The organism is Dyella telluris, assembly GCF_014297575.1.
GTDB lineage: Bacteria > Pseudomonadota > Gammaproteobacteria > Xanthomonadales > Rhodanobacteraceae > Dyella > Dyella telluris.
The window spans coordinates 3,485,066-3,507,887 of the sequence record NZ_CP060412.1 but is presented as its reverse complement, the minus strand read 5'-3'; the positions used below and the strand labels follow the sequence as shown (position 1 = coordinate 3,507,887).

Below are 22,822 nucleotides of genomic sequence, written 5' to 3'. Positions count from 1 at the left end.
GTACTGATTACATCGCCTTCTTGGCCTTGGTCAGCAGCTGATCAAGCAGCGCGATGGCCAGGTCGATTTCTTCGTGCGTGATGTCGAGCGACGGCGCGAAGGTGATCACGTTCTTGTACCAGCCGCCCACGTCGAGCACGAGACCGATCTTCTTGCCGTTGTGCTCCAGGTCACCGGCCAGGCCGATGTCGACCATCTTGTCGAGCAGCGCCTTGTTCGGCGTGAAGCCGTCGTCGGTGCAGATCTCGGCGCGCATGGCCAGACCCAGGCCGTCGACGTCGCCGATTTCCTTGTGGCGCTTCTGCAGGTCGCGCAGGCCTTCGAGGAAGTGCGCGCCCTTCTTCGGCACGCTGGTCTCGTAGTCCAGCTCGTAACCCATCTTGATCACTTCCAGACCCAGCGCGGTACCGAGCGGGTTGGAGTTGAAGGTGGAGTGCGTGGAGCCCGGCGGGAAGATGGTCGGGTTGATCATCTCTTCGCGCGCCCACAGGCCCGACAACGGGTTCAGGCCGTTGGTCAGCGCCTTGCCGAACACGATGATGTCCGGCGTCACGCCGAAGTGCTCGATCGACCACAGCTTGCCGGTGCGCCAGAAGCCCATCTGGATTTCGTCGACGACCATCAGGATGCCGTACTGGTCCAGCACCTTCTTCAGGTCCTTGAAGAAGTTCATCGGCGGCAGGACGTAACCGCCCGTGCCCTGGATCGGCTCGACGTAGAAAGCGGCGTATTCGGCCTGGTTGACCTTGGGATCCCACACGCCGTTGTATTCGGTTTCGAACAGACGGGCGAACTGGCGCACGCACGCGTCCGAGTATTCTTCCGGCGTCATGCCCTTGGGGCGACGGAACGGGTACGGGAACGGCACGAACATCGCGCGCTCACCGAAGTGGCCGAAGCGACGACGGTAGCGGTAGCTGGAGGTGATGGACGAAGCGCCCAGCGTGCGACCGTGGTAGCCGCCCTCGAAGGCGAACATCAGGCTCTTGCCGCCGGTGTAGTTGCGCACCAGCTTCAGCGAGTCTTCCACCGCCTGCGCGCCACCCACGTTGAAGTGCACGCGGCCCTTCACGCCGAACTTCTGCTGCGCGTCCACGGCAATCGTCTTGGCCAGCTCGATGCGGGTCTGGTGCAGGTACTGGCTTGCCACCTGCGGCAGCACGTCGATCTGGTTCTTCAGCGTGTCGTTCAGGCGCTTGTTGCCGTAACCGAAATTGACGGCCGAGTACCACATCTGCAGGTCGAGGAAACGCGTGCCGGCGGTGTCGATCATCCAGCTGCCTTCGCCGTGGCGGAAGATCTTCGGCGGGTCGACGTAGTGCACGGTATCGCCGAACGAGCTCCACTCGGCCTCGTCCGCCAGCAGCTGCGCGTCAGGAATAACGACGCCAGCGGCGTTCTTGTCGTAAGCGGTCATCAGGAAAATCCGGAAACGTTTGAAAGGGGACGATCAGGTGGGGACTGATCAGGAAGCAACGGCGAGCGCGGGCGTGGCCGGCGCATGTTCGGCGAGCAGGCTGCCATCGAGCAGGCGCGGCAGCAGTTCCAGCGCATCCTCGAAGCCGGTGATCGGCACGTACGGGATGCCGGCGGCGCGGCAATGTTCGATCAGGCGGTGCTTGGCGAAAACGAAATCGACGCGGTCGGCGGCGCAGAAATCCGAAGCGCCATCGCCGATCAGCAGGGTCTTGGTGCCACCCTTGCTGGCCTGTGCAGCCACGGCGCACTTGCACGTACCGCTGCGGCAGCCCTCGGCCTGGAACGGCGAGGTGAGCTGCCACTTCTGCGGCGGCGTGGCCGGAGCGAGATGGTTGGCGGCCAGCGGCAGGTCGTCCAGGCCGTAACGGCCCAGGATCCTCCGGATGGCGTAATCCAGGCCGTCGCTGACCACGCGGATGGGCGTGTTGGCGGCGCGGGCCATGGCCACGAATTCAGGGAAATGGTGATCGATCCACAGCGAGGACAGATGCTTGTCCAGTTCTTCCTGGGTCATGTCCAGCAGGCTCACCTGCCCGGTCATGCACTCGCGCGAGCCGATGCGGCCGGCGCGCCAGTCCTGCTCCAGGGTTTCCCAGCCGGGGCGGCCGAAACGGTCGAGCAGAGAGTCGATCACGTCCTCGACAGAAATGGTGCCGTCGAAGTCGCACAGGATGGTCCAGCCAGTCACGGGGTGAAGCTCCACGCTTTCAGAATGGTCACACGATAGGTTTCCACCCCTTTCGGCCCCCTTTCTTTCCGAAAGAAGCTGCGCAAAGGCGGAATATTCTTGGTCTACTGGTTCACAATAAGGTAGTCCACAGGTAGCTCCGGTATCCTCCGCAGCTCCCCTGACGCTACGTTGGTCAACCTCAGGAATTTCGTGCTCCAGCGTCGAAACAACCCGGATCTGCCGAACATGGAAGCTGCGCCTCGCCGGGATCGCCATCTGCTCGTCAGCGGTCTGCTGGCGTTTGGGCTGGCGGTGCTTGCCGGCTGCTCGGTCGCCCCGCTGCCCGAGCTCAAGCCCCCCGTACCCGACGCCTGGCGCAATGCGCCGGCCGGTGTCGCCCCGCCGTCCGCCGATTTGCGCGGCTGGTGGCAGGCGCTGGGTGACCCTGCCCTGGATGACCTGGTCAACCGTGCCCTGCAGAACAATCTGGACGTGGCCCAGGCCTCCGAACGCCTGCGCGCCGCGCGCACGTTGAACCACCACGCCCACGACCCGTACCTGCCCTCGCTGCACGGCCGTACCAACGACGTGATCGACCCGGACACCACGGCGTCCTACTTCGTGGTCGGTTTCGACGCGCTGTGGGAACTGCCGCTGTTCGGCGCCTGGCAGAGCAGTAAGCGCGTGGCACAGGGGCAGGAAAACGGCGCGGATGCCGCCCTGCGTGGGGCACAGGTGTCGATGGTGGCCGAAGTCAGCCGGCGCTGGGTGGAGCTGCGCTCGGCCCAGGAACAGGCACGCCTGCTCACCGGCATCCGCGATGCGCAGAAAGAAAAGCTCCGGCTGGTGCAGGTGCGCGAACAGCTCAGGCTGGTCCCGCCGGCCGAAGTGGCCAAGGTGCAGGCCGAGCTGGCCCGCTCCGAGGCGGCACTGGCCGAGCCCATGCAGGTGATCAATGCCAGCGCCCAGCAACTGGCCGTGCTGCTGGGCCAGCCCGAACCTGATGCCGCCTGGCTCACGCCGGGCCCGCAGCCCCGCCTGGGTCAGTGGCAGCTGACCACGGCGCCGGCCGACATGCTGCGCGCCCGCCCGGAAATCGCCAGCGCCGAAGCCGAGGTGCTGCGCGCCGCTGGCGAGGCCGGCATGAGTCATGCGGACATCTGGCCGCACATCGGCCTGGGTGCATCGCTGCAATGGTCGGCGAACATCCTCTCGAACTATCGGGCGCACACGGGCGAGGCCATCTCGTCGATCGGTCCCGTCATCGACATACCGCTGTTCGACTGGGGCCAGCGCGTGTCGGCCGCGCATGCCAAGGACCATGAACTCAAGGCCGCCGTGTACGCCTACCGCCAGGCGGTGCTGCAAGGTGTGGCCGAGGCCGAAACGGCCATGGGCGACCTGGAGCAGCTGCGCATGCGCGAAGAGGCCACGCAGCATGCCACCGAGGCGCTGGGCAGCAGCATGGCCGCGCTGCACAAGCGAGCCGAGCTCAACCTGGGCAGCAACCTGGACGTGCAGGACGGCCTGATCGAGAACCAGCGCGCCCAGCTTGAACTGGTCAGCGCCATTGCCGCGCGAGACCTGGCCTATGTCTCGCTCTACAAGGCCCTGGGCGGTGCGCACATGCCCAATCCACCGGCGCCGGCTCCCGCCGCGGCGGAGAGCGGGAGCCCCAACTGATGGTCGCGCTGGCCCGCAAGACCCTCATCTATGAGTGGCGCCGCTTCCTGCCGGCCGTGGTGGCAGTGGGCTTCGCCGGCCTGCTGCAGCTGCTGCAGGTGGCTCTGGTGCTCGGCATCTTCGGCAGCGCCGCGGTGTACATCACCGGCTCGTCCGGTGACCTGTGGGCCGGCTACCCCGGCACGCAGAGCGTCAACCTTGGCCGCTCCATCGATGCAGGCGTGGAAATGCGCCTGCGCATGGACCCGGATGTAACCGCAGTGGAACCGTTCCACTGGGTCGATGCCGACTGGCGTGGCCCCAACGACACCGGCGGCGTCTCGGTGTTCGTCTCCGGCATCAACGCACGGCCGGACGGCATGATGTTCGCGCACGCGTTGCCGCTGGCCCTGCGCGCACGCCTCAACGAGCCCGATGCCGTCATCGTGGACAAGGCCGACCTGGAAGGCCTGGGCGTCGGCGTGGGCGACAGCGCCGTGATCAATGGCCACCGCGTGCGCGTGGTGGGTGTCAGCAGCGGCCTGCGTGCGCTGGGTGGCGTCAATGTGGTGGCGTCGCTGGCCACGGCTTCCACGCTGGATACCGATCCGTCCAACAGCAGCCGCATGACCTATTTCGTGGCCAAGCTGCGTAATCCGGCCGAGGCCGACCAGGTGGCGGCCCGCCTGCGCGGCAACACGGCCTTCGGCAGCTACGACGTATGGACGGCCAGGGACTTTGCGCGCCGTTCACAGCTCTACTGGATATTCGATACCGGTGCCGGCGCCGGCGTGTTGTTCCTGGCCGGCATCGTGTTCCTCGTGGGCGTGGTGATCACCAGCCAGACCCTGGTCGCCGCGGTGATCGGCTCGATCCGCGAATACGCCACGCTCAATGCACTGGGCGTGGGCGTGGGCGCGCTGCGCAAGGTGGTGATGGAACAGGCCTTCTGGGTCGGTGCGCTGGGTTTGCTCGGCAGTGCCGTCCTCGGCGTGCTCGCGCTGGCGCTCGCGCGCAGCCGCAGCGTACCGGTGGCGCTGGGCCCGTGGGCCACGGTGGCCTGTCTGTCGCTCTGCATGGGCCTGGCCATCGTCTCCGGACTGGCCGCCATGCGCAGCCTGCGTCGTGCCGACCCGGCCACGTTGTTGAGGTAAGCGATGAGTCACCCATCACCCATGGCCCATGCCAAGCCCACGGTGTCGCTGCAGGCGCGCAACGTCAGCAAGTCGTTCACCTCGGGCGACATCCGCAGCACGGTGCTGCACGACCTGACGCTGGATGTGCGCGCGGGCGAACTCACGCTCATCTCGGGTCCCTCCGGCTGCGGCAAGAGCACGCTGCTGGCCATCCTCAGCGGCCTGCAACGCCCCGATGGCGGCCAGGTATTCGCGCTTGAGCAGGACCTCAATCATCTCGATACGCGTGCGCTGGAACGTTTCCGTCTGCTGCACACCGGCTTCGTCTTCCAGGGCTTCAACCTGTTCCCTGCGCTCAATGCGCTGGAGCAGGTGGAATTGCCGCTGAGCTACCTGGGCCTCTCACCGGCCGAAGCGCGCCGCCGCGCCATGGCGTCGCTGGAAGAAGTGGGCCTGGGGCCGCGCATGAAGCTTCGTCCATCGGAACTCTCCGGCGGCGAAAAGCAGCGCGTAGCCATTGCCCGCGCGCTGGCCAAGGAACCGGACCTGCTGTTCGCCGACGAGCCAACCAGCGCGCTCGACGCAGCCAACGGCCAGATCGTGATCGACATCCTCCATCGCATCGCCCGCGCGCACGGCACCACGGTGCTGTGCGTCAGCCATGACCCGCGCCTGGTGGGCCACGCCGACCGCGTGCTCGCCATGGAAGATGGCCGTATCCTTAGCGACCGGGTGCCATCCCAGACATCGACGCCAACGTCAGGCCTCGAGGAACCTTCTGCATGACTTTGCGTCCCGTCCACACCTTGCTCGCCCTGGCCCTTGCCTCGTCGTTGCTGGCAGCCTGCTCGCACAGCGACGCCGACAAGAGCGCCACGTCGGCCGCGGCTCCGGCCCCTGCCTATACGGCGGTGGCACGGGGGCGCGTGGATATCGAAGGCGGCCTGCTCAAGCTCAGCATGCCGCGCGAAGGCGTGGTGGCCGAGATCAAGGTGCGCGAAGGCGACCATGTGCACAAAGGCCAGGTGCTGGCCGTGCTGGACACCAAACCCGCGCAGTTGGCCGTTAACGCCGCCGAGGCCGAACTGAAGCAGACGCAGGCCCAGACCGGCTCGCTGGAAACCCGCCTCAAGGCATCCCAGCAGCGCGCCACGCGCCTGGCTGCTGCCGCCTCCGCCGGTGCCGGCGATGGCCAGAGCGCGGATGACGCCAAGGATGCCGCCCAGCAGCTGCAGGGCGAACTCGACAACCTGCGTGCCGCGCAGGCGCTGGCTACGCAGAAGCTGGATGCCGCCCGTTACGAGCTGGCGCAGCGCACCCTGCTGGCTCCGTTCGACGGCCAGATCGTGGAGCGCGATATCCAGCCGGGTGCCACCGTGTCGCCGCAGGGTGGTCCAGCGTTCGTGCTGCTGCCCGAGCAGCCGCGCATCGTGCGCGCCGAACTCAATGAATCGTTTGTCGGTGCCGTGCATGACGGCATGCCTGCCCAGGTGGTGGACGACAGCGGCAGCGGGGCCCCCACGCTCAGCGCCCACGTGCAGCGCATCGGTACCGTGTTTGGCCCCAGTGCGCTGGAGGAAGATCCGCTGATCCGCGCCAACACCCGCACCGTGCAGTGCGTGCTGGTGTTCGACCAGCCGCCGCCTGCATCGCTGCGCATCGGCCAGCGGGTGATCGTGCAGTTCACCGGCAACGCTGCGGCACCTGCCAAACCCGGTAGCTGAGTCGTAGGCGCATGAGCTGTCGTCGTTCCCCGCACGCATCGTCGATGCGCGTCGTCGCGCTGATGCTTGCGCTGGGCCTGTCCACGAACGCACTGGCCGACAACCCCACCGACGGCCCCAACGACATGTTCGGTGCCGGCGTGCAGCGCATGCCGGCGTGGCTGGGCTCGAAGGACCATCGCAACCAGGCCATTCCGTATATCCAGGCCGAACTGCCCTGGCATATCACCCTGTCGACGCTCGATGGCCTCACCGTGGACCTGATCCACGGCGACAAGTGGCGCGGCGGCATCTACGGCAACTATATGTGGGGCCGTGATCACGATGAGCTAGGCTCGCAACTCGGTGGCGTCATCGATTCGCTCAGTCCGCGCATCAACGCGGGCGGCTATCTGGAATACCAGGCCACCCTGCAGCTCAACATCGGCGGCAACCTGAGCCATGACACGCAAGGTGCGGGTGCGTACCTCAACCTGTACGCGGACTACGACCTTCCCGCCATCGGCTACCTCAACCACAGCCTGCAGTTGCAGTGGCAGGGCATGAACGGCCCGGCCATGCGGCGCTTCTTCGGCGTTTCGCCGGAGCAGGCGGCCAAGCTCGACATCGCGCCCTGGTCGCCCGGCGCGGGCAGCCAGCAGGTATCCCTCGAATACGACGCCTTCATGCCCACCAGCCTGCACACGGGCTTTGCTTTCGCCCTCAACTACACGCGACTGCTGGGCCAGGCAGCGGGCAGCCCGCTGGTGCGCAGCTACGGCACGCCCAATCAGCTCACCACCACGCTGGCGTTTGTTTACCGGCTTTAGAGCAGGAGTGAGTAAAGAGGAGTGAGTAGTGAGAGAAGACGCATACTCCTCTCGCTGCTCAATGCTCTTCACTCACTTCTCGACTCACCTGTCGTCGCGCGTCCAGATCTGGCCATCAACCTCGTGCACGGGGAAGCTGGCGATCGGCTCATAAGCCGGAGGACACGTCACGGCACCGTTGCGCACGTCGAAGCGCGCGCCATGGCGCGGGCATTCCACTTCGAATCCATGCACTTCGCCACCGGCAAGTTCACCGCCGTCGTGGCTGCAAACGTCTTCGATGGCGTAGAGGTCACCGTCGATGTTGTACACGGCGATGGCGGTGTCGCCATCCCACACGACCTTGAACTCGCCAGGCAGCAGTTCGCTGCGCGTGCCCACGAAGATCCAGTCGGCCATGTTCATGCCGTCACCTCGTGCAGCGGCTTGCTCAGCCAGACGAAGCGCAGGTCGTCGCGTCGCGGAATGCCGAAGCGCGGCTGGCCATAGGGGAATGGACGCGTCTCTCCGGTCAGCGCGTAGCCACGGCGCACGTACCAGGCGATCAGATCCTCGCGCTGCTCGATCACCGACATGCGCATCGCGGTGGCTTGCCAGGTTTCCTTCGCGATGCGTTCTGCTTCCGCGAGCACGGCACGGCCCACGCCGGCGCGCTGCAGCAGCGGGTTGACGGCGAACATGCCGAAATAGCCGGAGGCATCCTGTCGCTCGATATGGCAACAGGCCACCAGTTCACCGCCCTGCTCCGCCAGCAGCACCACGCTGCCGTCAACGCCGATCAGCGCGGCGACGCTTTCGGTATCAGTGCGCTGGCCGTCGAGCAGATGGGATTCGGTGGTCCATCCGCGCTGGCCGGATTCGCCGCGATACGCGGATTCGACCAAGGCGACGATGGTGGCGACGTCCTGGTGATTGGCCAGGCGGAACAGGAGTTCGGACGGGTTTGGCATCTGCCGATGATAGCGGCTGCCATGGCAGCGGGCATCAAGGCCCCGGCCCCCGCCTTTTGCCCGTCATTCCGGCGCACCCCGCAAAAGGGGGCAAGGGCCGGAATGACGGGCAGAAAGCCCGCGTCGATGCACGTCCGCGCACTCCCATCCCGCCACTGATCGCCACCGACCTCAAACCTTGCGCCAACATGACCTTCGACACTGTGCCGCCCTCTCCGGCGCTGACTAGTGTCGCGGATTGATCCGACGCGGCCGCACACCGGGGCCGCCGCACACCGAAGACAGAGGGAGCACCGATCCGCATGAAGAACCGCATTGTGAAACCGCTGGCGCTGGCCATGGGCCTGGCCTTGTGCACCGGCGCACTGGCCGGCCCCTCCGGCAACTTCGATGTGAAGGAACTGGACACCAGCAAGAACATCTGCAACGACTTCAACGGCTTCGTCAATGCAAAGTGGCTTGCCGCCAACCCGATTCCCGCCGACCGCACGCGCTGGGGCTCCTTCGACGCACTGCGCGAAGACAGCCTGAACGTGCAGCACGGCATCGTGGACAAGGCCGCCAAGGATGCCGCCAGCGCCAAGCCGGGTTCCATCGAGCAGAAGATCGGCTACTTCTATGCCTCGGGCATGGATGAAGCCGCCATCGAGAAGGCCGGCTTCGATCCCATCAAGCCGGAACTGGCGCGCATCGACGCGCTGAAGAACAGCAAGGATGTGGTCGCCTACATCACCGAGAGTTACGCCAAGGGCAATCCGGTTGGCTTCCGCTTCTACGGCAACGCCGACTTCAAGAATTCCAGCCGCCAGATCGCCTACGCCAATCAGGGCGGGCTGGGCCTGCCGACCGCCGATTACTACAGCAAGCCGGACTTCGAGAAGATCCGTGCCGAATACGTGGCGCATATCGCGCGCACGCTGCAGTTGACCGGCGTCAGCGAGGCCGACGCACAGAAGCAGGCGAAAGCCGTGATGGCCTTCGAAACGCGTCTCGCCGCCGCTTCGCTGGTGCCGACCGAGCTGCGCCAGCCGGAGAACCGCTACCACTTCGTCAGCATGGCCGATGCCGACAAGGTGACGCCGCACTTCGAATGGGCGGCCTTCTTCAAGGCACAGGGCGCCGACGTGACGGACGGTTTCTCGCTGTCGCAGCCGAAGTTCTTCGCAGAATTCGACAAGATGCTGGCCGACGTGCCGGCAAGCGACTGGCAGGCCTACCTGCGCTTCCACGCCATCGACGCGGCCTCGCCGTACCTCTCCACGCCGTTCCAGAAGGAAGACTTCGCGTTCAACGCGCAGACGCTCAACGGCCAGAAGGAAATGAAGTCGCGCTGGAAGCGCACGCTGGACAGCGTGGAAGGCGGCATGGGCATGGCACTGGGCCAGCTCTACGTGGCGCAGACCTTCTCGCCGGAATCCAAGGCACGCGCGGAACAGCTGGTGGGCGACCTGCGCGCCGCCTACAAGAACCGCATCGAAAACCTGCCGTGGATGAGCGAGGCCACCAAGAAGAAGGCACTGGAGAAGTGGGCCACCTTCACCCCGAAGATCGGCTATCCGGACAAGTGGCGTGACTGGACGGGCCTGACCATTGCGTCCACCGGCAGCTACTTCGCCAACGTGCAGGCCGCCGACAAGTTCAACTACGACTACATGGTCGGCAAGATCGGCAAGCCGGTGGACCGCACCGAATGGGGCATGACTCCGCAGACGGTGAATGCGTACTACAACTCATTGAAGAATGAGATCGTGTTCCCGGCCGCCATCCTGCAGCCGCCGTTCTTCAGCGCCAGCGCCGACGATGCACTCAACTACGGCGGCATCGGCGCGGTGATCGGCCACGAAATGGGCCACGGCTACGACGACCAGGGCAGCAAGTTCGACGCGCAGGGCAACAACGTCAACTGGTGGACCGATGAAGACCGCAAGGCCTTCGAAGCCCGCACCGACCTGCTCGCCGACCAGTTCAACCACTACGAAGCGCTGCCGGGCAAGTTCGTCAACGGCAAGCTGACCATGGGCGAGAACATCGGTGACCTCGGCGGCCTCAACGCGGCTTACGACGCCCTGCAGATGGCACTGAAGCGCAACCCGGCCGAAGCGAAGAAGAAGATCGATGGCTACACGCAGGATCAGCGCTTCTTCCTCAACTGGGCACGCGTGTGGCGCGGCAGCATCCGTCCGGAAGCACAGCTCACCCTGCTCAACACCGATCCGCACGCACCGGCGCAGTTCCGCGCCATCGGTGCACCGTCGAACATGCCGGCCTTTGCACAGACCTTCCAGTGCAAGGCGGGTGACGCGATGGTGCGTCCGGCGGACAAGCAGGTGAAGATCTGGTAACAGCCGTTACCACCGCACGTGCATGAAAAAACCCGCGGGCGTGATGCTCGCGGGTTTTCTTTTTGGCCTTCGCGTCACCAGCTGCCCGATGCACCACCGCCGCCCGAGCTGCCACCGCCGCCGGAATAGCCCGAGGACGACGAACCGGAGCCGCTTCCACCCGAGCCTCCACGCCCACCCCCGCCATATCCGGTCAGGCCGCCCTTGCGCGGCCCGGTCCACAGCAGGATGTCGGCAAGCGACGGCGGCCACTGGCGTACCGTCGTTCTGTACTTCGTCTTCTTGCCCAGCCTGAATTCGCCACGCATCTGCCTGCGACGCCACAGCGTGGCCAGGCAAAGATGCAGAGCGTAGACGCACGCCACACCCCACCAGGGGAACAGGAGCAGCAGTAGCGGTATCGTGAGCGGGCCTAGCAAGAACATCGACCACCAGCTGCCGCCCTGCGATGCCATCCAGGTGAACAGCAACCAGAACAGCGCAACCAGCACCACGAAGATGCCGGCACCCGACTTCCAGAAACCTTCGCGCGCAATGACCTGGGCAGGCGATTCATCCGCTGGCGCCGGAGACGCCGCCGCCTCACCGTCAAGCACGCCCAGCACGCCATCCACCCCCGATTCAACGCCACCGGCGTAGTCGCCGTCGGCGAATCGCGGCTGCATGCGTTCGCGGATGATGCGCGAGCTGGCGAGGTCGGTCAGCGTGCCTTCCAGGCCATAGCCGACTTCGATGCGCATGCGATGGTCATCCACCGCCACCACCATCAGCACACCGTTGTCCTTGCCCTTCTGCCCCAGCTTCCACTGGGCGAACACGTCATTGGCGTAGCTTTCGATGTCCTGCCCGCCGAGACTGCGCACGGTCAGCACCACGACCTGATTGCCGGTGCGCTGCTCGTCCGCAGCGAGCCTTGCCCCGATGACGGCGGCGTCATCACCAAGCACGTGCGCGTAGTCGTTCACCGGACCTTGCAGGGCCGGCACATCCGTAGCGTGCGCCGGCCCGGCGAGCAACAGGAGCCATATCGTGAATGCGCATGCCATCGCGGGTATCGAGGGCAAGCGCGATAAAAGTCGTTCCATCTGTCCAGCTCCCTGTGTGTCGCACATTGTCGCCCGGCCCGGGAACAGCGCCATCAGACGCTGCCGGATGCTGCCGCCCCGGCACGGGACTATATTTCGCCCAGCCCCTCCGTGCAGGACGCCCTGATGAAAATCGCTACCCCGATCGCATTCGCCCTCGCTGTGTGCGCCTGCTCCAGCACACCTGTGCCCCCGCCCGACAACCCGCCTTCGGTCGGCATGGCCAATCCCGCATCGGTAGCCTGCGTCAATCAAGGCGGCAAGCTGGACCTGCGCAAGGATGAAGCCGGCAACGTCACCGGGATCTGCGTGTTTGCCGATGGCCGGCAGTGTGAGGAATGGGCGCTGTTCCGCGATCACCAGTGCGTGGCACCCGCGGACGTGAAACACTGAGATCACCCGCTTCGCGCGTACAGGCGTTTCACCTACCGGACACCACAACCTGCAGGGAAGGATCTCCATGGGCTCGACAGCACTCGCCGTTCTCGCCACCACCCTGCTCGCCGCGGCGGCCTTACCGCCTGCCAACGCCGCGACACAGGAGGTGACCGCCGCCAGCGTGACCGCGAACAAGTCCGGCGGCACTACCATCAACATAACCATGGACAAGTCGGGCAAGCCGGTGGTCGACGCGGACGAGCAGCAAGTGCTCGAGGGACTGAAGATGATCCAGGCCGGTCAGATCCTGGCCGCCATCGACGGGCCCATCAATGCGGTGATAAACAAGTACGAAGCGAAGTACGGCCAGCATCCCAAGGACACCTACAGCGCACGAGGCGCCACCGATGCCCTGCTGTACGCCGGCATCGGCGCCAAGGACAAACGCAACGTCGTCGTACTCGGCCCCGCCTGGGCCATGGCCTATTGGGCACGCGGCTATGCCTATGGCGAAATGAATCGCTACGACGACGAACAGGCCGAGCTGGAGAAGGCGCTCGCACTTGCACCGTTTGATGCCCAATACAGCAATGAACTGGCTTATGTGCTGATGCAGAAGCGTGACTGGAACGGCGCCATGGAGCACTACCGGGCGGGCCAGGAATACGCGCCGCTCACGGCGGCCGACGGCGTGACACCCATGCAATGCGCTGCCCTGCGAGGACAGGGCTATGTACTGGTCGAACTGCATCGCCTCGATGAGGCGGAAGCCAAATACCGCGAATGCCTGACGCTCATCCCCGGCGAACCCAAGTCGCTGGGGGAGATCGGCTATATCCACGAACAGAAGAAGAAGCTGGAACAGGCGCACTGATGACCTCGTGCGCCTGCGAGGCTGCCGATGATTACATCAGCAGCTTGCGCACCTTCAGCAGCGCGGTGATGAAGGCATCCACTTCTTCGCGCGTGTTGTAGAACGCGAGCGAGGCACGCAGGGTGGCCGGCACCTTGTAGAACTGCATCAGCGGATGCGCGCAGTGGTGGCCGGAACGCACGGCCACGCCCTGCAGGTCGAGCAGCGTGGCGAGGTCGGTGGCCTGCGCGCCCTCGATCAGGAACGAGATGACCGGTTCCTTTTCCTTTGCCTCGCCGAACAGGCGCAGGCCGGGGATGTCGCGCAGGCGTTCCGTGGCGTAGGCCAGCAGCTGCTGTTCCCACGCGTGGATGGCGTCGAAGCCGATGGAGTCGTAGTAGTCGATGGCGGCGCCCACGCCGGCAAAACCGGCGATGTTCGGCGTGCCTGCTTCGAACTTGTGCGGCGGCGCGGCGAAGGTGGTGCCGGCGAAGCTGACCTCACGGATCATTTCGCCGCCACCGAAGAACGGCGGCATGGCCTCCAGCAGTTCCTTGCGCGCCCACAGGCCACCCGTGCCCGTGGGCGAGAGCATCTTGTGGCCGGTGAAGGCATAGAAATCGCAGCCCAGCGCCTGCACATCCACCGGCCGGTGCGGCACGGCCTGCGAGCCGTCCACCACCAGCGGAATACCGCGCTTGCGGCACTCGCGGGCAATCTCGCGCACCGGGTTGACCGTGCCAAGGACGTTGGAGACGTGCGTGACGCAGGCCAGCTTCACGTCGGGCGTGAGCATCTCGAAGAACTTCTCGAGGATCAGTTCGCCGCGCTCGTCGATCGGCGCCGCCTTCACCGTCGCGCCGGTGCGGCTGGCCACCAGCTGCCACGGCACGATGTTGGCGTGATGCTCCATCACGGTGGTGAGGATGCTGTCGCCCGGCTTCAGGCGCGGTAGCGCGTAACTGTAGGCGATCATGTTCATCGCCTGCGTGGTGCCCGAGTTGAGGATTACCTCATTGCGCGAGGTGGCGTTGATGAAGCGCGCCAGCTTGTCGCGCGCGCCTTCATAAGCGGCCGTGGCCTCTTCGCCGACCTGATGCACCGAGCGCGACACGTTGGCGTTGCGCAGGCGGTAATGCTGGTCCACCGCCTCGATCACGCTCAGCGGCTTTTGGCTGGTGTTGGCGTTGTCGAAATAAACCAGCGGCTTGTCGTGCACAGTGCGCGACAGCAAGGGGAAATCGGCGCGAATGCGCTGCACGTCGAAGACGGTGGGGCTCGGCTGGGTCTGTGCGTTCATCGTGTTCGTTTCACCGGTTGCTGTCGGGCCGCCCGTCAGGCGGAAGGCAGTTGCGCCATCAGTCGCTCATTGATGTGCTCGCGCAGCCCTTCGTCGGGCAGCGATTCGAACACCGCACGACAGAACGCCGCGGTAAGCATGGCGCGCGCCTCGGCCAACGGAATGCCGCGGGAGCGCAGGTAGAACAACGAGCGCTCGTCGAGCTGGCCCACGGTGGCGCCGTGTGCCGCCTTCACTTCGTCAGCGTAGATTTCGAGTTCCGGCTTGGTGTCGATCTCCGCCTGGCCGGACAGCAGGAGGTTCTTGCTGCTGAGGCTGGCATCGCTGCCGTCGGCACCTTCGGCCACCACGATGGCGCCACGGAACACGCCGCGCGAACGCTCGTCCGCCACGCCGCGCCACACCGACTCCGATGCCGTGTTGAGCGCCTGATGGCGGATGGCCATCTGCGTGTCGACGTGCTGGCGACCGCGCAGCGCGAACACGCCGCGCGTATCCAGGCGCGAACGGTCGCCCGCCAGCGCCGCGTGCAGGTCGTGACGCACCAGCGAGCCGCCCAGCTCCAGCACGTAGAGCGCCGCATGGGCTTCTTCGTCCAGATGGACGCTGTCGTGGCGCACCAGCGTGCTGCCTTCGGCCGCGTCCTGCAGGGTCACGTGGCGCAGCTTCGCGCCACGACGCAGCACGATGTCGGTGACCTGAGTGCACAGGTTCTGGTGCGCGTCCGTGGCCACATGCTGTTCGACAAGCGACAGCTCAGCGCCTTCGCCCAGTTCGACCACGTGGCGGACGTGCCATGCCACGTTTTCGTCCGCCGGTGCGCCGACAAACAGCAGGCGAACCGGCTCTTCCACCTTCGTACCGGCAGCCACGTGAAGCACCACGCCATCACCGGCCAGTGCCGCGTTGAGGCGCGCAAACACGTCACCGCCTTCGCGGTAATGACGCGACAGCGCGAAGCGCAGCGGTTCGGCATCGCCCTGCAGCGCCTGCGACAGCGGCTGCAGGCTCAGGCCTGCAGGCAACGCGTCGACGCGCGAAAGTTCCGGACGGAACACACCATTGACGAATACCAGCGTGGGGCCATCGATGCCGGGCAAGGCGAAGCCATTGACCTCAGTGGCACGCGTCGCGGCCTGCGCATCGGCGGCGGCGAAACGGCGCTGGCCCAGCGCACGCAGCGCGGTGTACTTCCACGCCTCCATGCGGGTATCGGGCAGACCACCCTCGGCGAATGCCTCGAGGTTCTCGCGGCGCGCGGCATCCAGCCAGCCGATGCCGCTGCCCGGCAGGCGCGCCTGTGCGGCGGCCTCCAGCAGCGAATCGACGAAGGGCGTGCGTTGCGGCTCGCTCATGCCGAGGCTCCGGTCAGCGCGGGATCCTTGTCGTTCACCCACGCGTAGCCCTGCTCTTCCAGCTTCAGCGCCAGCGTCTTGTCGCCACTCTCCACGATGCGGCCATCGGCCAGCACGTGCACGAAATCCGGCTCGATGTAGTCAAGCAGGCGCTGGTAGTGCGTGATCACCAGGAAGCCACGCTCGCTGGAACGCAACGCGTTCACGCCCTGCGCCACCTGCTTGAGCGCGTCGATATCCAGGCCCGAATCGGTTTCATCGAGGATGGCGAGCTTGGGTTCGAGCACGGCCATCTGGAAGATCTCGTTGCGCTTCTTTTCGCCGCCCGAGAAACCTTCGTTCACGGCGCGGTGCAGCAGCTCGTCGGAGATCTGCATGATCTTCAGCTTTTCGCGCACCAGCTTCAGGAACTGCATGGAATCGAGTTCCGGCTCGCCGCGCTGCTTGCGCTGCGCGTTGAGCGCGGCGCGCAGGAAATAGGTGTTGTTCACGCCCGGGATCTCCACCGGGTATTGGAAGGCCAGGAACACGCCGGCAGCGGCGCGCTCTTCCGGTTCCAGCGCCAGCAGGTCGACACCGTTGAAGGTCACCGTGCCGGCCGTTACCTCGTAACCATCGCGCCCCGAAAGCACGTTGCCCAGCGTGGACTTGCCGGCGCCGTTGGGGCCCATGATCGCGTGCACTTCGCCGGGATTCACGGTGAGCGTGAGTCCCTTGAGGATGTCCTTGCCCTCGACGCGGGCGTGCAGGTTTTCGATCTTTAGCATGGCGGGTATCGGCGATTGAATGTGGATTTGGGAAAAGCGATCAGCGGTACGGCTTCGGGTAGCTCACGCTCTATGGAGCTGCGCTACCGATTTCTAGAACATCTCAAAGACACCGTCATTCCTGCGAAAGCAGGAATCCAGCGCCTTTGCTCGTGTCACGGAAGACACTGGATTCCTGCTTTCGCAGGAATGACGAGCAAGGGTGAGGTTGCGTGCGATGTTGCGACCAATGCATCGGCACCTGTTGCCCACGCTCATCCCACCGCGCCTTCCAGCGACACTTCCAGCAACTTCTTGGCTTCCACTGCGAATTCCATCGGCAGCTCGCGGAACACCTGCTTGCAGAAGCCGTCGACGATCATCGACACGGCGTCTTCCTCGCCGATGCCGCGGCTGCGGCAATAGAACAGCTGGTCATCGGAAATCTTCGAGGTGGTGGCCTCGTGCTCGACGATGGCCGTGGGGTTCTTCACTTCCATGTACGGGAAGGTGTGCGCGCCGCACTTCTTGCCGATCAGCAGCGAGTCGCACTGGGTGTAATTGCGCGCGCCCTCGGCGCCCTTCTCCACCTTGACCAGACCACGGTAACTGTTGGAGCTGCGGCCGGCACTGATGCCCTTGGAGACGATCTTCGACTTGGTGCCCTTGCCGATGTGGATCATCTTGGTGCCGGTATCGGCCTGCTGGCGATGGTGGGTCAGCGCCACCGAGTAGAACTCGCCCACCGAGCGGTCGCCGCGCAGCACGCAACTGGGGTACTTCCAGGTGATGGCCGAACCGGTTTCCACCTGCGTCCACGAGATCTTGGAATCGTCGCCGCGGCAATCGCCACGCTTGGTCACGAAGTTGTAGATGCCGCCGACGCCGTTCTCGTCGCCCGGGTACCAGTTCTGCACCGTCGAATACTTGATCTGCGCCTTTTCCAGCGCGACCAGTTCAACAACGGCGGCGTGCAGCTGGTTCTCGTCGCGCATGGGCGCGGTGCAGCCTTCGAGGTAGGACACGTAGGCGCCCTCTTCGCACACGATCAGCGTGCGCTCGAACTGCCCCGTGTTGATGGCGTTGATGCGGAAGTAGGTGGACAGCTCCATCGGGCAACGCACGCCCTTGGGAATGAACACGAACGAGCCGTCGGAGAACACGGCGGAGTTGAGCGCGGCGAAGTAGTTGTCGCCCACTGGCACCACACTGCCGAGGTACTGCTGCACCAGCTCGGGATGTTCGCGGATGGCTTCGCTCATGGAGCAGAAGATCACGCCCGCTTCGGCCAGCTCCTTGCGGAAGGTGGTGCCCACCGACACGGAGTCGAACACGGCATCCACCGCCACGCCGGCCAGCTTGGCGCGCTCATGCAGCGGTACGCCGAGCTTGTCGTAGGTTTCCAGCAGCTTCGGATCGACTTCGTCCAGCGACTTCGGCGCGGACTTCGGTGCGGCGTAATAGCTGATGGACTGGTAATCGATCGGCGAGAGATTGAGCTTGGCCCAGTCGGGCGTGGGCATGGTGAGCCAGTGGCGATAGGCCTTCAGGCGCCACTCGGTCATCCACTTCGGCTCTTTCTTCAGCGCGGAAAGCTGGCGCACGATGTCTTCGGACAGACCGGCCGGCAGGTATTCCGTTTCGATGTCCGTGGTGAAACCGGCTTCGTAGCGACGACCCAGCGCTTCGGCCACTTCGGCGTTGTCGCGAAGTGTCGTGGCGGAAAGATCACTGCGTTCGGTGGTTTCGGTAGTCATGGCGTTCTTCGTGTCGTCGTCGTGTTCGGTCGCGGGATGGGTCGTGCTCATCCGATCGGATGGATATCGATACGACGACTGGGTGGTTTGAGCATGTCGGAGAGACTGACCGCGCGCAGGGCGCTGTCCACGACGCTGTTGACGTGTTGCCAGTTGGCGCGCACGCCGCATTGCGACTCGCGCTCGCACTGGCCGTCGGCCAGGCTGCATTCGGTCATGCCGATGGGGCCTTCCAGCGCTTCGACGATCTGGGCCAGGGTGATTTCCCCGGCCGGCCGCGCCAGGCGGTAGCCGCCATTGACGCCGCGGAACGATTCCACCAGGCCGGCGTGGCCCAGCGACTTCAGCAGCTTGCTCACGGTGGGCAGCTCCAGGCGCGCCTCATCGGCGATCTGCGCCGTGCTGAGCACGTCGTCGGGGTGGGCGGCGATGCAGGTCATCACCACCGTGGCGTAGTCGGTAAGTCGGCTGACGCGGAGCATGGGGGAATCGGCCAGGGGACTGCTGGAATCGGTACCAAAATGGTACTGATTAATGCCCTTGGGGTCAAACCGCGGCGGTGCACCAAAAGCGGGATTCGGGCCGGAAAACGTTGCCCTGTTTGCGGGCAACAGAGGCGGCCAACCCGTCGTGACACTTCTCATCCCTCACCGTCATCCCCGCGAAGGCGGGGATCCAGCCTCTTTCGCAACCCATTGAAGACACTGGATTCCCGCCTTCGCGGGAATGACGCTGAGGGGGCGCCGGAAGGCGCCGTTCCGCCGATGGCACGCATCCTGCTGCACCGCAACATATCGACCATACGGGGAGCGTTGGGGATGAAGTGGATTACGGCCATCATCAAACCGTTCACGCTGGACGACGTCCGCCAGGCGCTGACCGAGGTGGGCGTGACGGGCATGACCGTCACCGAGGTGAAGGGCTTCGGCCGCCAGCACGGCCACACCGAGCTCTACCGGGGGGCCGAGTACGTGGTGGATTTCCTGCCCAAGCTGAAGCTTGAGGTGGCGGTGGCCGACGAGCACCTGGACCAGGCGGTGGAAGCCATCATCGGCGCCGCACGCACCGGCAAGATCGGCGACGGCAAGGTGTTCGTGAGCGAGCTGGAGCAGGCCATCCGCATCCGCACGCAGGAGGTCGATGTCGATGCGCTTTGATCGCCGGACCGTGCCCGCCCTCCTCGGCCTTCTCGCCACCTCGCCCACCTGGGCACAAGCGGCCGCACCTGCGCACATCGACAGCGGCGACACCGCGTGGATGCTCACCGCCACCGCTTTCGTGCTGCTGATGACGATACCGGGCCTGGCGCTGTTCTACGGCGGCATGGTGCGCGCGAAGAACCTGCTGTCGGTACTGATGCAGTGCTTCGCCATCACGGCGCTGGTGTCGGTGCTGTGGATGGTCTACGGCTATTCGCTGGCGTTCAGCACGGAAGGCATGCAGGCGCATGTGACCAACCTGCACTCGTTCATCGGCGGACTGGACCGCGGTTTCCTGGCCGGACTCAGGCCCGATTCGCGCTACCAGACGGTGCCCGAAAGCGTGTTTGTGATGTTCCAGCTCACCTTCGCCATCATCACGCCCGCACTGATCATCGGCGCGTTCGCCGAACGCATGAAGTTCAGTGCGCTGCTGTGGTTCAGCGGCCTGTGGCTCACCATCGTCTATCTGCCGGTGGCGCATATGGTGTGGAGCGGGCCGGGCTCGTTCCTGGGCGATCTGGGCGTGCTCGATTTCGCCGGCGGCACGGTGGTGCACATCAATGCGGGTATTGCCGGCCTGGTGGCCTGCCTGGTGATCGGCAAGCGCCGCGGTTACCCGCACGTGCCCATGCCGCCGCACAACCTGGGCTACACCGTGATGGGCGCCAGCCTGCTGTGGCTGGGCTGGTTCGGCTTCAACGCGGGTTCTGCCGTGGCGGCCAATGGCAGCGCCGGCATGGCGATGCTGGCAACACAGGTGGCTACCGCCGGCGCCGCGCTGGGCTGGCTGTTCGTGGAGTGGATCGTGCACGGGCGGCCCAGCGTGCTGGGCATTGTCTCGGGCGCGGTGGCGGGCCTGGTCGCGGTCACGCCGGCAGCCGGCACCGCCGGCCCGGGCGGCGCGCTGGTGCTTGGCCTTATCGCCGGCGTGATCTGCTTCTTCAGCGCCACGCGCCTCAAGCACAAGCTGGGCTATGACGACTCGCTCGACGTGTTCGGCGTGCATGCCGTGGCCGGCATCGTCGGCGCGCTGCTCACCGGACCGCTGGCATCGCCAAAGCTGGGCGGGTTCGGCGACGTGCAGTCGCTGTGGGGACAGCTGTGGATCCAGACGAAGGGCGTGGGCTTCACGGTCGTGTGGAGTGCCGTGCTCAGCCTGGTCATCCTCAAGCTGATCGACTGGACGCTGGGCCTGCGCGTGGATGACGAGCAGGAGCAGATTGGCCTGGATATCGCATTGCACGAAGAGAAGGCTTACAACCTATAGCAAGCAGCGATTTACTGGCCCCTCTCTCCCCTGTCTGGGGAGGCGGATGTGGAGAGAGGGGCCGCCTTTTGCCGCACTGGCGCGCCTGTAGTTCGAGCGCCGCTCCCGCTAAGCTGCGTGGCAACGCCCTTTGCAGCACGCCATGACCACCGCTTCCGATCGCGCCGCCGCACGCCTCGCCTGGACCCGCGCCACCCTCGGCGACGCCACGCTGGAACTCGCCTCCGCATCCTCCGATGCCAGCTTCCGCAGCTACTGGCGCACACGGCACGACGGCAAAGATTGGGTGGTGATGGATTCCCCGCCCGCGCAGGAAGATCCACGGCCGTGGATCGCCATTGGCGAACGCCTGGCTGACGCAGGCATTCATGTGCCCAAGGTCTATGCCAGCGATCTCGAGCAGGGCTTCCTGCTGATCGAGGATCTCGGCACACGGCTTTACCTGCCCGCACTGAATGACGACACCGCCGACAGCCTCTACAGCGATGCCATGGATGCACTGCTGCTGATGCAGACGCGCATGGATCACGCGGATCTGCCCAGGTTCGACCGCGAGCGACTGGTGAGCGGACTGGAAGTGATGCCGGAATGGTTCCTGCAGCGACACCTCGGCTATACGCCGACCTGCGGCGAATGGGACGTGCTGGAGGCGGCGTTCGGCGTGATCATCCGCAACGCGCTGGAGCAGCCGCGCCGCTTCGTGCATCGCGATTACCACAGCCGCAACCTGCTCATCGTCGAGCACAACAACCCCGGCGTGATCGACTTCCAGGGCGCGCTTTCCGGCCCCATCACCTACGACCTCGCCTCGCTGCTGCGCGACGCCTACGTGGTGTGGCCGCGCGAGCGCGTGGAAGGCTGGGTGGAGTCGTACCGCCAGCGTCTGCTCACGGCCGGCGTGATCGATGACTCCATCGACCGCGAACATTTCCAGCGCTGGTTCGACCTGACCGGGCTGCATCGCCACATCCGCGTGCTCGGCCAGTTCTATCGCCTGTGGTATCGCGACGGGAAGCCGGGTTATCTCGCCGATGTGCCGGCCGTATATCACTACGTGGTGTCCGTGGCGGAGCGCTATCCGGAGCTTGCCGATTTCGTCGCGCTATTGAAGCGGCATGCAGAGGGGCGGGATTTGACCAAGGTAGCCGCATCGTGATCCTTCCACGCAGCCACTTATCCCTCACCGTCATTCCCGCGAAAGCGGGAATCCAGTGCCTTTGGCATGGGCATGAGAAAGCGCGAAGGCGCTGGATTCCCGCTTTCGCGGGAATGACGGTGACGAGAACACACGCGTCGAGGACGCCATGCGCCACGCCCTGATCTTCGCCGCCGGCCTGGGCGAGCGCATGCGCCCGCTCACCAACCACACGCCCAAGCCCCTGCTGGAGGTCGCCGGCAAGCGCCTGATCGAATGGCATCTGGAAAAGCTTGCCGCCATCGACGTGCGGTACGTGGTGATCAACACCTCGCATCTTGCCGAGCAGTTTCCCGTCGCACTGGGTGACGGTTCGCGCTGGGGCCTGCGCATCCGCTATGCGTACGAAGGCCCCACGCCACTGGAAACCGGTGGCGGCATGCTCAATGCGCTGGGCCTGCTCGGCCCGGAGCCGTTCATCGTGATCAGCGGTGATGTCTGGACCGATGCCGATTTCTCCGCGCTACCCAGCGAACCGCGCGGCGTGGGGCACCTGTTGCTGGTGGACAACCCGCCGCACCATCCCGACGGCGACTTCGCGCTCGATGCGCAGGGGCTGATCCAGGACAACGGCTCGCCGCGTCTCACCTACAGCGGCATCGGCGTGTTTCGCCGCGAGCTGCTCGACGGGTGGCAGGACGTGGTCCACGATGCCGGCGCCCAGCAAACGCCGCCCCGCTTCAAGCTGAGGCCGCTGCTGGAACGCGCCATTGCCCGCCAGCAACTGGGCGGCAGCCACTACCGTGGTGCATGGACGGATGTGGGCACACCCGAGCGCCTGCGCGAACTCGACGAACGTCTACGTCGCTGAGCGTCCAACAAGCTCGAGCACGCCACCGTAGCCCGGATGGAGCAAAGCGCAATCCGGGACAACCTCGCCACGACCTCCAAGGCGGAGCGCACACCACCAGG

22 protein-coding genes are annotated in these 22,822 nt (G+C 65.4%); 12 read left to right on the top strand and 10 right to left on the bottom strand.

Annotated elements, in window-relative coordinates; all coding sequences use genetic code 11:
* Positions 1–7: 7 nt before the first annotated feature.
* Both H8F01_RS15330 and H8F01_RS15325 read right to left on the bottom strand, forming a co-directional pair.
* Complete coding sequence (locus H8F01_RS15330) at positions 8–1,417, bottom strand: aspartate aminotransferase family protein (protein ID WP_187055936.1); 1,410 nt, start codon at positions 1,415–1,417, stop codon at positions 8–10.
* 48 nt (positions 1,418–1,465) lie between these two features.
* Complete coding sequence (locus tag H8F01_RS15325) at positions 1,466–2,167, bottom strand: MtnX-like HAD-IB family phosphatase (RefSeq protein WP_238481008.1); 702 nt, start codon at positions 2,165–2,167, stop codon at positions 1,466–1,468.
* A 192-nt stretch (positions 2,168–2,359) separates the two neighbouring features.
* Between H8F01_RS15325 and H8F01_RS15320 the strand changes: the two genes are divergently transcribed.
* The 5 genes from H8F01_RS15320 to H8F01_RS15300 are packed head-to-tail and all read left to right on the top strand — an operon-like array spanning position 2,360 to position 7,480.
* Positions 2,360–3,832, top strand: coding sequence for a TolC family protein (locus H8F01_RS15320; protein WP_187055934.1), 1,473 nt, complete (start codon positions 2,360–2,362; stop codon positions 3,830–3,832).
* Positions 3,832–4,965, top strand: a complete 1,134-nt coding sequence (locus tag H8F01_RS15315) for an ABC transporter permease (protein ID WP_187055933.1) — start codon at positions 3,832–3,834, stop codon at positions 4,963–4,965. The genes H8F01_RS15320 and H8F01_RS15315 overlap by 1 nt, the downstream gene beginning before the upstream one ends.
* A 21-nt stretch (positions 4,966–4,986) precedes the next feature.
* Positions 4,987–5,733 (top strand): ABC transporter ATP-binding protein, encoded by a 747-nt coding sequence (locus H8F01_RS15310; RefSeq protein WP_187059319.1) that lies wholly within the window; start codon positions 4,987–4,989, stop codon positions 5,731–5,733.
* Positions 5,730–6,671: an efflux RND transporter periplasmic adaptor subunit gene (locus H8F01_RS15305; protein ID WP_187055932.1), complete on the top strand. Its 942-nt coding sequence runs from the start codon at positions 5,730–5,732 to the stop codon at positions 6,669–6,671. The genes H8F01_RS15310 and H8F01_RS15305 overlap by 4 nt, the downstream gene beginning before the upstream one ends.
* Positions 6,672–6,682: 11 nt before the next feature.
* Positions 6,683–7,480 (top strand): MipA/OmpV family protein, encoded by a 798-nt coding sequence (locus H8F01_RS15300; RefSeq protein ID WP_238481006.1) that lies wholly within the window; start codon positions 6,683–6,685, stop codon positions 7,478–7,480.
* Between the two features lie 84 nt (positions 7,481–7,564).
* On the opposite strand, the gene H8F01_RS15295 is transcribed toward H8F01_RS15300, so the two are convergent.
* Both H8F01_RS15295 and H8F01_RS15290 read right to left on the bottom strand, forming a co-directional pair.
* On the bottom strand, positions 7,565–7,879 hold the full coding sequence (locus H8F01_RS15295) for a non-heme iron oxygenase ferredoxin subunit (RefSeq protein WP_187059317.1): 315 nt from the start codon (positions 7,877–7,879) through the stop codon (positions 7,565–7,567).
* A 2-nt stretch (positions 7,880–7,881) separates the two neighbouring features.
* Positions 7,882–8,430 carry a GNAT family N-acetyltransferase gene (locus tag H8F01_RS15290; protein WP_187055931.1) on the bottom strand — a complete coding sequence of 183 codons (549 nt, stop codon included), beginning with the start codon at positions 8,428–8,430 and terminating at the stop codon, positions 7,882–7,884.
* 302 nt (positions 8,431–8,732) lie between these two features.
* On the opposite strand from H8F01_RS15290, the gene H8F01_RS15285 reads away from it, so the two are divergent.
* Positions 8,733–10,772 (top strand): M13 family metallopeptidase, encoded by a 2,040-nt coding sequence (locus tag H8F01_RS15285; protein ID WP_187055930.1) that lies wholly within the window; start codon positions 8,733–8,735, stop codon positions 10,770–10,772.
* 74 nt (positions 10,773–10,846) lie between these two features.
* Here the strand turns inward: H8F01_RS15285 and H8F01_RS15280 are convergent, their stop codons facing one another.
* Positions 10,847–11,857 carry a TPM domain-containing protein gene (locus tag H8F01_RS15280; protein WP_187055929.1) on the bottom strand — a complete coding sequence of 337 codons (1,011 nt, stop codon included), beginning with the start codon at positions 11,855–11,857 and terminating at the stop codon, positions 10,847–10,849.
* Between the two features lie 126 nt (positions 11,858–11,983).
* Between H8F01_RS15280 and H8F01_RS15275 the strand changes: the two genes are divergently transcribed.
* Both H8F01_RS15275 and H8F01_RS15270 read left to right on the top strand, forming a co-directional pair.
* Entirely contained in the window at positions 11,984–12,250 is a 267-nt protein-coding gene (locus H8F01_RS15275; protein WP_187055928.1) for a putative hemolysin, read from the top strand.
* 67 nt (positions 12,251–12,317) lie between these two features.
* Positions 12,318–13,109 carry a tetratricopeptide repeat protein gene (locus H8F01_RS15270; protein WP_187055927.1) on the top strand — a complete coding sequence of 264 codons (792 nt, stop codon included), beginning with the start codon at positions 12,318–12,320 and terminating at the stop codon, positions 13,107–13,109.
* 31 nt (positions 13,110–13,140) lie between these two features.
* On the opposite strand, the gene H8F01_RS15265 is transcribed toward H8F01_RS15270, so the two are convergent.
* The 5 genes from H8F01_RS15265 to H8F01_RS15245 form a co-directional block, all read right to left on the bottom strand.
* The gene (locus H8F01_RS15265) at positions 13,141–14,388 is read right to left on the bottom strand and encodes an aminotransferase class V-fold PLP-dependent enzyme (protein ID WP_187055926.1); all 1,248 of its coding nucleotides are present in this window, start codon (positions 14,386–14,388) and stop codon (positions 13,141–13,143) included.
* Between the two features lie 35 nt (positions 14,389–14,423).
* The gene (sufD, locus tag H8F01_RS15260; RefSeq protein ID WP_187055925.1) at positions 14,424–15,743 is read right to left on the bottom strand and encodes a Fe-S cluster assembly protein SufD; all 1,320 of its coding nucleotides are present in this window, start codon (positions 15,741–15,743) and stop codon (positions 14,424–14,426) included.
* A complete protein-coding gene (gene sufC / locus H8F01_RS15255) occupies positions 15,740–16,510 on the bottom strand; it encodes a Fe-S cluster assembly ATPase SufC (RefSeq protein ID WP_187055924.1) in 771 nt (256 codons plus the stop codon). The genes sufD and sufC overlap by 4 nt, the downstream gene beginning before the upstream one ends.
* 254 nt (positions 16,511–16,764) lie before the next feature.
* On the bottom strand, positions 16,765–18,246 hold the full coding sequence (sufB, locus tag H8F01_RS15250; RefSeq protein WP_222615670.1) for a Fe-S cluster assembly protein SufB: 1,482 nt from the start codon (positions 18,244–18,246) through the stop codon (positions 16,765–16,767).
* 47 nt (positions 18,247–18,293) lie between these two features.
* The gene (locus H8F01_RS15245) at positions 18,294–18,728 is read right to left on the bottom strand and encodes an SUF system Fe-S cluster assembly regulator (RefSeq protein ID WP_187055923.1); all 435 of its coding nucleotides are present in this window, start codon (positions 18,726–18,728) and stop codon (positions 18,294–18,296) included.
* A 336-nt stretch (positions 18,729–19,064) separates the two neighbouring features.
* Here H8F01_RS15245 and H8F01_RS15240 point away from each other — a divergent pair, with 336 nt between their 5' ends.
* From H8F01_RS15240 to murU, 4 genes are all read left to right on the top strand, one after another.
* Positions 19,065–19,403: a P-II family nitrogen regulator gene (locus H8F01_RS15240; RefSeq protein WP_121878344.1), complete on the top strand. Its 339-nt coding sequence runs from the start codon at positions 19,065–19,067 to the stop codon at positions 19,401–19,403.
* Entirely contained in the window at positions 19,387–20,715 is a 1,329-nt protein-coding gene (locus tag H8F01_RS15235; protein WP_187055922.1) for an ammonium transporter, read from the top strand. Before H8F01_RS15240 ends, H8F01_RS15235 begins: the two co-directional genes overlap by 17 nt.
* A 142-nt stretch (positions 20,716–20,857) precedes the next feature.
* Positions 20,858–21,871 carry an aminoglycoside phosphotransferase family protein gene (locus tag H8F01_RS15230; RefSeq protein ID WP_187055921.1) on the top strand — a complete coding sequence of 338 codons (1,014 nt, stop codon included), beginning with the start codon at positions 20,858–20,860 and terminating at the stop codon, positions 21,869–21,871.
* 148 nt (positions 21,872–22,019) lie between these two features.
* Positions 22,020–22,721 (top strand): N-acetylmuramate alpha-1-phosphate uridylyltransferase MurU, encoded by a 702-nt coding sequence (murU, locus tag H8F01_RS15225; protein WP_187055920.1) that lies wholly within the window; start codon positions 22,020–22,022, stop codon positions 22,719–22,721.
* Positions 22,722–22,822 lie beyond the last annotated feature (101 nt).

What these genes read in the sequence shown, in the direction of transcription:
- H8F01_RS15330 (WP_187055936.1), bottom strand. Translation starts at nt 1,417, where the DNA reads ATGACCGCTTACGACAAGAACGCCGCTGGCGTCGTTATTCCTGACGCG.
- H8F01_RS15315 (WP_187055933.1), top strand. Translation starts at nt 3,832, where the DNA reads ATGGTCGCGCTGGCCCGCAAGACCCTCATCTATGAGTGGCGCCGCTTC.
- H8F01_RS15310 (WP_187059319.1), top strand. Translation starts at nt 4,987, where the DNA reads ATGGCCCATGCCAAGCCCACGGTGTCGCTGCAGGCGCGCAACGTCAGC.
- H8F01_RS15305 (WP_187055932.1), top strand. Translation starts at nt 5,730, where the DNA reads ATGACTTTGCGTCCCGTCCACACCTTGCTCGCCCTGGCCCTTGCCTCG.
- H8F01_RS15300 (WP_238481006.1), top strand. Translation starts at nt 6,683, where the DNA reads ATGAGCTGTCGTCGTTCCCCGCACGCATCGTCGATGCGCGTCGTCGCG.
- H8F01_RS15295 (WP_187059317.1), bottom strand. Translation starts at nt 7,879, where the DNA reads ATGGCCGACTGGATCTTCGTGGGCACGCGCAGCGAACTGCTGCCTGGC.
- H8F01_RS15290 (WP_187055931.1), bottom strand. Translation starts at nt 8,430, where the DNA reads ATGCCAAACCCGTCCGAACTCCTGTTCCGCCTGGCCAATCACCAGGAC.
- H8F01_RS15285 (WP_187055930.1), top strand. Translation starts at nt 8,733, where the DNA reads ATGAAGAACCGCATTGTGAAACCGCTGGCGCTGGCCATGGGCCTGGCC.
- H8F01_RS15280 (WP_187055929.1), bottom strand. Translation starts at nt 11,857, where the DNA reads ATGGAACGACTTTTATCGCGCTTGCCCTCGATACCCGCGATGGCATGC.
- H8F01_RS15275 (WP_187055928.1), top strand. Translation starts at nt 11,984, where the DNA reads ATGAAAATCGCTACCCCGATCGCATTCGCCCTCGCTGTGTGCGCCTGC.
- H8F01_RS15270 (WP_187055927.1), top strand. Translation starts at nt 12,318, where the DNA reads ATGGGCTCGACAGCACTCGCCGTTCTCGCCACCACCCTGCTCGCCGCG.
- H8F01_RS15265 (WP_187055926.1), bottom strand. Translation starts at nt 14,388, where the DNA reads ATGAACGCACAGACCCAGCCGAGCCCCACCGTCTTCGACGTGCAGCGC.
- sufD (WP_187055925.1), bottom strand. Translation starts at nt 15,743, where the DNA reads ATGAGCGAGCCGCAACGCACGCCCTTCGTCGATTCGCTGCTGGAGGCC.
- sufC (WP_187055924.1), bottom strand. Translation starts at nt 16,510, where the DNA reads ATGCTAAAGATCGAAAACCTGCACGCCCGCGTCGAGGGCAAGGACATC.
- sufB (WP_222615670.1), bottom strand. Translation starts at nt 18,246, where the DNA reads ATGACTACCGAAACCACCGAACGCAGTGATCTTTCCGCCACGACACTT.
- H8F01_RS15245 (WP_187055923.1), bottom strand. Translation starts at nt 18,728, where the DNA reads ATGCTCCGCGTCAGCCGACTTACCGACTACGCCACGGTGGTGATGACC.
- H8F01_RS15240 (WP_121878344.1), top strand. Translation starts at nt 19,065, where the DNA reads ATGAAGTGGATTACGGCCATCATCAAACCGTTCACGCTGGACGACGTC.
- H8F01_RS15235 (WP_187055922.1), top strand. Translation starts at nt 19,387, where the DNA reads ATGTCGATGCGCTTTGATCGCCGGACCGTGCCCGCCCTCCTCGGCCTT.
- H8F01_RS15230 (WP_187055921.1), top strand. Translation starts at nt 20,858, where the DNA reads ATGACCACCGCTTCCGATCGCGCCGCCGCACGCCTCGCCTGGACCCGC.
- murU (WP_187055920.1), top strand. Translation starts at nt 22,020, where the DNA reads ATGCGCCACGCCCTGATCTTCGCCGCCGGCCTGGGCGAGCGCATGCGC.